At 64.0% G+C, this 8,229-nt stretch carries 6 protein-coding genes; 3 read left to right on the top strand and 3 right to left on the bottom strand.

Annotated features, from left to right (window positions below; translation table 11 throughout):
* The first annotated feature begins 498 nt into the window (after positions 1 to 498).
* Positions 499 to 1,473, top strand: a complete 975-nt coding sequence (locus G0D83_RS28040) for a calcium/sodium antiporter (protein ID WP_164197789.1) — start codon at positions 499 to 501, stop codon at positions 1,471 to 1,473.
* 28 nt (positions 1,474 to 1,501) lie between these two features.
* On the opposite strand, the gene G0D83_RS28035 is transcribed toward G0D83_RS28040, so the two are convergent.
* Complete coding sequence (locus G0D83_RS28035) at positions 1,502 to 3,280, bottom strand: SLC13 family permease (RefSeq protein WP_164197788.1); 1,779 nt, start codon at positions 3,278 to 3,280, stop codon at positions 1,502 to 1,504.
* 532 nt (positions 3,281 to 3,812) lie between these two features.
* On the opposite strand from G0D83_RS28035, the gene G0D83_RS28030 reads away from it, so the two are divergent.
* The gene (locus G0D83_RS28030) at positions 3,813 to 3,977 is read left to right on the top strand and encodes a hypothetical protein (protein WP_164197787.1); all 165 of its coding nucleotides are present in this window, start codon (positions 3,813 to 3,815) and stop codon (positions 3,975 to 3,977) included.
* Between the two features lie 117 nt (positions 3,978 to 4,094).
* Positions 4,095 to 5,591: a site-specific integrase gene (locus G0D83_RS28025; RefSeq protein ID WP_164197786.1), complete on the top strand. Its 1,497-nt coding sequence runs from the start codon at positions 4,095 to 4,097 to the stop codon at positions 5,589 to 5,591.
* A 79-nt stretch (positions 5,592 to 5,670) separates the two neighbouring features.
* Here the strand turns inward: G0D83_RS28025 and G0D83_RS28020 are convergent, their stop codons facing one another.
* Positions 5,671 to 6,828 carry a DMT family transporter gene (locus tag G0D83_RS28020; RefSeq protein ID WP_370457335.1) on the bottom strand — a complete coding sequence of 386 codons (1,158 nt, stop codon included), beginning with the start codon at positions 6,826 to 6,828 and terminating at the stop codon, positions 5,671 to 5,673.
* Between the two features lie 77 nt (positions 6,829 to 6,905).
* Positions 6,906 to 7,739 (bottom strand): AraC family transcriptional regulator, encoded by an 834-nt coding sequence (locus G0D83_RS28015; protein WP_164197784.1) that lies wholly within the window; start codon positions 7,737 to 7,739, stop codon positions 6,906 to 6,908.
* Positions 7,740 to 8,229 lie beyond the last annotated feature (490 nt).

The raw sequence follows: 8,229 nt of genomic DNA, 5'->3' as shown, positions 1-8,229 counted from the left end.
GGGAGGATTTCCAACGCCGGCCGACCACTCGTCAAGCGGCACCGTTGCACCACGGCCCGCATCGAAAATCCTTCACCTCTCCGGACAGTCGCCAAGTTGGGCCCCGCCGCGGCGCAGCTTCCCCAAACCGGCCGTTCGGGCCTTGGCACAGCATTTCCAACGATCCGAGGTCGGCAGTGCGGACAGTTCCTGCCGTTCGCTGCAGCCACAGCCTGCGAGCCGCTGAGCGACGGCTCTGCGCAGAAACCGGACGCGGCTCTGCCGGGTCCATTGCTCTATAGCTCCCGTTCGCGTTGATCGCGGCGATCTGGATTTCGAGCCCTTACACAACTTTCGGGGATCACAGAACTCGTGCACTGGGCCACTGCAGCGTGATGACGCACGCACGACCGACGCTTTAATTTTTGTCCACGAGCCGACTTCCCAACTCTTGAAGGCTATCACAGGCATCGCCAATTGCATCCGCGATGCGCCGGCTTGTCGGCGTCGGAGTTCAACATGGTCGAGACTTGGCTGCCGCTCATAGCGGGGTTTGTGCTGCTGGTTGCCGGCGGTGAATTGTTGGTGCGTGGGGCGGTGCAGGCTGCCGAGCGGCTGGGGGTCTCGCCGCTTGTCATCGGCCTCACGCTCGTCGGCTTCGGAACCTCGATGCCGGAGCTTGTGACCTCGGTGCAGGCCGGGCTCAGCGCCTCGCCCGGCATTGCCTATGGCAATATCGTCGGCTCCAACATTGCCAACATCCTGCTGATTGGCGGTATCTCGGCGTTGATCTGCCCGGTGATCGTCGCCGAGGCCGCGCTCCGGCGTGATGCGGCGCTGATGCTCGGGGTGGCGGCGCTCTTCGCGGCTCTGGCGCTCGCACTGCCCATGGGGCGCCTTCTCGGTGCGGGTTTTGTCGCGGGTCTGGTCGCCTACATTTTCATGGTTATCCGTCAGGAGCGCACAACGGGCGAACACGGCGCGATCCACGACAAGAGCGCGGCCCTGCTACAGGCCGATCCGGGCCTTGGCGCCCACTCGCGGCGCCGGGGGCTGATCCTGCCGATAGTGCTGGCGCTTGCCGGGCTTGGCCTCGTGGTGCTCGGCGGCGCGCTCCTGGTCGATGGGGCGGTCGCGCTGGCGCGTGCCTTCGGCATCGGTGAGACGGTGATCGGCCTGACCATCGTTGCGGTTGGCACGTCTATGCCGGAGCTTGTGACCTCGGTGATCGCCGCGCTGAAGCGGCAGGGGGATGTGGCCTTCGGCAATATCGTCGGCTCCAACATCTACAACATTCTCGGCATCGGGGGCACCACGGCGCTGATCGCGCCGGGCGCGGTGCCGTCCGAGATCACCGCCTTCGACGCGCCGCTGATGGTGGGCGTGAGCGCCTTGCTCGTGGTCTTCGCCGCGACCGCGCGCCGCATCGACCGCTGGGAAGGGCTGGCGTTGCTCGCAGGCTACGGCGCTTATCTCTACCTGCTCTGGCCCTGAGCCTCTGAGCCTCTGAGCCTCTGAGCCTCTACGGCTGCAGCGGCCAGAACACCGGGGCCAGCAGCACCGTCACCACGCCGGCCATGATGTTCATCGGCAGGCCCAGACGCAGGAAGTCGGTGAAGCGGTAGCCGCCAGCATTGTAGACCATCGTGTTGGTCTGATAGCCGATCGGGGTCGCAAAGCTGGCACTGGCGCCGAACATGACGACCACGACGAAGGCCCGCGGGTCGAGGCCGAGCGCCTGTGCCACGCCCACGGCAATCGGGGTCATGATCACCGCGACAGCATTGTTGGTCACCACCTCGGTCAGCACCGAGGTCACCGCGTAGATCAGCGCCAGCGCGAGGATTGGGCTGAGCTGCGCCAGCGGCCCCGAAAGCCCGTCCACGATCAGCGCCATGGCCCCGCTGCGCTCCATCGCGGTGCCCAGCACCAGCATGCTGACGATCAGCAGCAGCAGGCGGCCATCGATGGCGCCGACGCCCTCGTCGGGCTCGACGCAGCGGGTAAGCAGGACAATGGCGGCGCCGATGATCGCCAGCGGCAAGATCGGCGCAAGCTCGAGCGCCGCGCCCAGCACGACCATGGCCAGCACCGCCAGCGCGATCGGTGCCTTGCTGCGCCGGAACGCGCGGGCCTGCAGCGGCGCCAGCAGGATCAGATCCTCGTCCCGCGCGAGCCGCGCGATGTCCTCGGCGGGCCCGTCCAGAAGCACCGTGTCGCCCGGGTTCAGCTGTAGCCGGTCTTCCAACAGATCACGTGCGCTGCCCTTGCGGTGCAGTGCGATGGGGTAGACACCATGGCTGCGCCGCCAGCCAAGCTCCGCGACCGCGCCCTTGCGGTCTTTCACCAGAGCTTCGACCACTTGATGACTCCGCGCGTTTGCCGGCTCGAGACCGGCAATGGCAAGGCTGCGCGAGCTTTCGCCCCGGTAGCCCGCCACCTCGGTGTCGGAAGTATGCAGGACCACCCGATCGCCGGGGTGCAGCACCTCGGCCTGAAGGCTGTGCCGCAGCGAGACATCCTCGCGGATCAGGTCCACCATCCGGGTGGCGCGGCGCCGAAAATCGGGAATGTCACTCACCTTCCGGCCGATGAGCGGCGAGGTTGCGGGCACGAAAAGCTCGACCCGCCACGACCGTCCGCTGCGCGGCGCCTGCATCTCGGCCAAAGCCATCCGCTCGGGCAGCAGGCGCGGCGCGGCCACGGCAAGAAAGAGGCTGCCCAGCAAAGCCAGCGCGATGCCGAGCGGGGCGATCTCGAACAGCGAGAAAGGCACCAGGTCGAGATCGCGGGCGACGCCGTCCACGAGGATGTTCGTCGAGGTGCCGATGAGCGTGCAGGTGCCACCCATGATCACCACAAAGCTGAGCGGCATGAGGAACCGCGAGGCGCTGGTGCCAAGCTGGCGGGCCAGTCCGAAGACCACCGGGATCAGGATCATCACCACCGGCGTGTTGTTCATGAAGGCCGAGGCAATCGCCGCCAGCGCAAAGAAGAGCAGGATCGTCCTACGCGGATGCCGGAGCATGCCGCGCCCCAGCCATTCGGCCACCGCCTCGAGCACCCCGGTGCGCACCAGCGCGGCGCTCAGCACGAACATCGCGCCGATGGTGGCCGGGGCGGAATTGCTCAAGGCCTTGAGCACATCGTCGGTGCTCACGAGGCCGAGCAGCAGCGCCACAGCCACACCGCCAAGGGCGGTGACCTCGGCGGCGAAGCGCTCGGTCAGGAACAGTGCAAAGACGGCAGCCACCAGAAGAAGGGCGCCCTGAGGCGCGTTGGAGCCGAGATCGAAAAGCATGTGAGGCACCCGGATAAACGCCGCGCTGGAAAGGCGCCGTCGGCAAGGCGCAGGTGGCGCGGGCCGTGGGACCGCCGCACCCTCTCAGTGACGATCAACAATGCCACCGATTGAGGTGCGCGAGAATAGGGATATTCAAACCTCGCTCGGCCGTGACCCAAGGCAACTTTTTGCGCAAGCGTCTTCCTGCGCATGTCCCAGTCGCTCAGGCAGTCAGTCTGCGTTCTGCCCATCGAAATCACCCGCGAGGATCGGCTCATCCGAACTCACCCGATGAGAGCTTTTGCAATCAGGGGAGCGCGGCCGCGAGCGTTCGCTCCTTCGTCGTCCAAAGTCCTAACTATGAAGGTCCGCTTTGCCGAACTAGGTACTCAAGATGATCGGCACGTTTGGGCTGGGAACGGTCATATGAGCCGAGTCCAGAAAACCCGCAACGGCCGCTCGGCGCAGGTTGGGTACACCGGGCGGCGAGCATTGGATTAACCTTCCCTTCAACATTTCCCCATATGCTGAGCGGAGAGGGAGGAGCGCCATGATGAAGAACACCGTGTCCTTGAGCGACGTAATGTCCGATTATATCAGCCGATATGGGCTTACCGAAATGGCCAGAAGATTTTTCCTTGAACGTGTGGAGCAAGAAGCTGCGTCCGAGGACTGGAGCCGTGCCGAAGAACTAGACAAGCTGTCCTCGAAATAGCGCGGCAGTCAGCTCGTTGGCCGCATCGCAAGGAGGCCCCGGTCGCTTTCTGGTGCGACGATCGCGCCATGTAGCGTAGGATACGCTTGGCAGCCAGCTGGACAAAGGAGGCTTGCCATGACGTCTCCGCCGACCTTTTCCGATCTCATCCCACCCACAGCACTCGACGCAATCGAAACATGCCCGTTCGCGAATGAAGCGGCGATCGCGGCCCTGAGGTTTCGCGAGACACCCTATTGGCATTCTCTTCTCCGGTGCCGGCACCTCGGGATCCACCGGCCCGACGGTCGCATCTGCAACTGGACGGCTCGGATACTGACCAAGGACAAACGGTATATCCAGAAGTGCTTGGGCCCCGCCCTGAACCTTGGACGAGGGCAGGTGTCCTTCGGTCTCGCCGTGGAACGCGCCTTCGCCTGGTTTGCGCAGTCTGACATGCAGAAGGTCTCGAATGAGCCGAAGCCGATCGGCAGGACGCGAGAAATCAACATCTGCCCCATCGGGGACGTCTACACGGTCGGCCATGCTCTGCGCGATTACACGGAATGGACCCGCCTGGCGCGCGCTCCCGGTGGCCACTACAACAATCTTGTTCTTATCAACTACCATCTGATCCCGGCTTTTACGCATCTTCCACTCGAAGACTTCGACGCAACTGACGTGTTGGCGCTTGCCAAGCAGGTGATCGAGACGCCGCCGCGTTTCGGCTTCATGCCTTACTCCTCGCGCCAGGAGGTGCAGGAACTGTCCGTCGATGTGCTGCGCAGACGGAAGAGAACCTTCAACTCGCTGCTCAGCATCCTGCGGATGGCCTTTCGGCACGCGTGGGACAGCAGCCGCATCCAGTCGGAGCGGCCTTGGCGATGCCTCCATCGAATTCCGGTCGCGCATTCCCCGCGCACGATATTTCTGACCCGTGAAGAGTGCCGGCGATTGCTCGAGGTATGTACGCCCGCTCTCCGCAAACTTGTCCTTGCAGCGCTCTACACGGGCTGCCGTGTAGGTGAACTGGGTGCGCTGCGTGTCGAGGATGTCGGCCGACAGGGCTTTGGGGTCAGGGTCGGAGCCTTCAAGAGGGGTGCGGCAAGGTTTGTCTTTCTTCCAGACGAGGGAATGGCATTCTTTCTCTCATGTTGCGAAGGCAAGCAGGACCGGGACCCGGTCTTCACGTCCGACAAGGGACAAGTCTGGAGACGCCAACACGGCAACCTCTTCAGGCGGGCGGTTTCGGAAGCGCGTCTTCCCAAGGCTTTTGTCTTTCATGGCCTACGCCACACCTATGCGAGTGATCTGGTGCGTGCCGGAGTTCCTCTGGAAATCGTCGCGAAGCAGCTCGGGCACGCAAATACGATCACGGTCAGTAACACCTATGGGCACCTCTCAGAACAATTTCGAGAGGAACAAATTCGAACTCGCTTCAGCCCGCTGAGCCAAACCCATCGAGCCTTGGCAGTCGAAAAACGCTCAGACCTCGAACACCTGTGGCATTCGTTCCAACGCGAGGACTGGCGCGACTACGCGCGGGTTGAAAGCAAAAGTTCGCATCCCAAACAGGCATTTGCGCGAGGAAGCCAGGAGGTTATCCAGCTTTTCGGCCGCCTCCAGCCTGACTGACCAAGCCGGAATGGTATGCCGGTGTTGGCGCCGACGCCGGACCGAATGTCGTGCAAGGGCAGGAAGAGGCCGAGAGACACTAGTCCAGACATTCCGCAGAGTCTGCTGAGCGCAGGTAATTGCCGTACCGCGTAGTGGCTCCGCGATCGGCATGTCCGTCACTATCGGCCCAACCCCGCCGCGTGCCGAGGTGGCAGGCGATGCAGCGCGGCGTCACCGAGACAGGCACCCAGGGCATGGCGCGGCATACTCGCTCAGGCCAAGGTAAGGGGCAGGCCACGGGCAAAACGGATCCGGTCGCGTTGCGATTGTGATCGATGCTTTTCAAGCTCTGCGAGCGTCCGCGGAGCCTTTCGACCCAAAGGCCAAGGAAAGTCCCCGAAACGATGAGCGCTGCGCCGAGAAATGCCGATAAGGTCGCAGGTTCAGAGAGAAGCATCCAGGCGAGGGCAAAGCCAAAGAGCGGCTCAGTGCCCATGAGTAAGCTTACCCGCGTGGGGCTGGTGCGGCGCACCGCGGCGTTCTGGACGTAGAAGGCGCCGACAGTGCAGAAGAGCGACAGGAAGGCCACCGCGCCCCATGCCGCGAGGTCAGCCCGGACATAAAGCCCCCCTGCGCCCGATTGCACCCAAAGCATCGCCCCGGTGAGCGCCGCGACCGTCGCGGCCTGCACAGCCGTGAGCGCGGCCGAAGACATGCGGCTGCCCTCCATCAGGCGCTTGGTCGAGACCACCATCACCGCCCGCAGGCCCGCAGCACACAGCACCAGCAGGTCGCCCGCGCCGAGCGCGCCCATACCGCCCGAAAGCACCATGACGCCCACGATGGCAATGACCGCCCCCGCCATAACGCCCAAAGGCGGAATGCGGCATTGCAAACCATATTCGAGAAACGGTGTGAAGATCGTGCAAAGCGAGATGATCAGCGCTGTATTGGTCGCCGTGGTCAGTGACACGCCCCATGTCTCTGCCAAAAAGATAGCGCAGAGGATCGCGCCCAGCACCGCCCCAGCCCAAAGGTCACGCCGCGGGGCCGCGCGCAGATCCCGGTGGGCCACAGCCCCCATCACCACCGCCGTCAGCGTAAAGCGATAAAAGATCAGCAACAGAACGGGCATATAGGCCAGCGCTCCCTTGGCCACCGGGTAGCTCGCCCCCCAGACCAAGGCCACGCCCAATACCGCGAGATCGGCCCACAGGGACGTACGCCGTGCATTGAAACTCTCTGATACCGCCACCTTGGCCTCCTGTCTCACGTGAGATGAGGGCGCAATAGGCCGGACGGCGGGCGGCGATATAGAACGAAAACGCGGTCTCAGCCCTTGGCAAAGGCCGAAGGCGTCATGCCGACGATGGCGCGGAAATGCCGCCCCATGTGGCTTTGGTCGGCAAAGCCCGTCTGTGCTGCGGCCTCTGCCGGGGTCTGACCGTCCCGGAGCAGGCGTTTGACCCGCAAGACCTTTCTCTGAACGTGCCACGCATGGGGCGGCAGGCCCGTGGCGCGCCGGAAGGCATCGATCGTCTGCCTGCGGCGCAGGCCGGTGATCTGGCTCAGATCGTCAAGCGAAACATCTTCGTCGACCTGCGCATCGAGAAACTCGACCGCATCCGCGATCCGCCCATCCGCCGCTTGCACAGGTGAAACGCTTTGCGGTGCCATTTCGCGCATCAGCGTCCCCACCAACGCGTCCAGCGCCATATCGCGCGCGAGCCGTTGCTCCGAAGCATGCAGCGCCTCGTGCAACAGGGCGAACCTCCGGGCCAGATCGGGCCGCGCGTGAAACGCCGCTCCGAAATCCAGCGTCCCCGTGGCGGCATGGCCGGTCATGTCTTCGATCAGCGCGCGCATCCCGGCCTCGGGGATGTAGAGCATCCGCTGCCGCCAGCCTGCCTCGTTGTCTGCGCCACCATGATGGATGTCTCCGGGCCGCATCGTCACCACGGAGCCACGCGGCACCTGATGCATCTCGCCCCGACACCAGACCGCGTGAACCCCACCATCGATCACACCGAAGAGGTATTCATCATGGGCGTGCGGCTTAAAGCTCTGCTTCAGGTAATGCGCAGAAAGGGTTTCAATGCCGTACAGGTCCGGGCGCGCCCGAAGGGTCACTTGGTCCTTGCGGCCTTGCCGATCTTGCACAGACACGACGGATCTCTCTGAAAGGAAAACACGCCAAACTTAAAGCCAGAGATGGCTTCGGTCAAACGGCGCTTCCCCGCCCTTCAGCATCTGGCGCAAAAATGCTCAGGATGGGATCTGAGACAACACGCGTCGCGGGAGCGCCCTTGAGATCCGGGTGGATCACGAGCCACGCAACCTGACTGGGCGGCGTCTGCGTCTCCGCCCGCGTCAACCTGTAAGAGTGCGGGGCACGAATGTCGTGGAAGGGCTGGCACCTGCCGAATGCGCGCGCAGCGAAGGTACGGCACGGCGAAGGCAAGTCTTGGGCTCCGTGCCGACCTCCGCCGCGCGGTGCCTGAACGGCAGCTTGCAGTGCTGGTGAGCGCGCAGCGCAATGCCGTCCCCCCGCTCGCTCTTGTAAGGACGCCCGACCGAGACGCCTGGCCCGACGGATATCAGGTCAGGGAAGACGCAGGGAGCTTTTCCATGGTCAATTCCGCCAATGCCTCCTCAC

Source organism: Salipiger sp. PrR003, from assembly GCF_010500785.1.
Taxonomy (GTDB): Bacteria; Pseudomonadota; Alphaproteobacteria; order Rhodobacterales; family Rhodobacteraceae; genus Salipiger; species Salipiger pacificus_A.
Note: the sequence above shows the minus strand (reverse complement) of the source record. Positions and strands in the feature narration are given on the sequence as shown.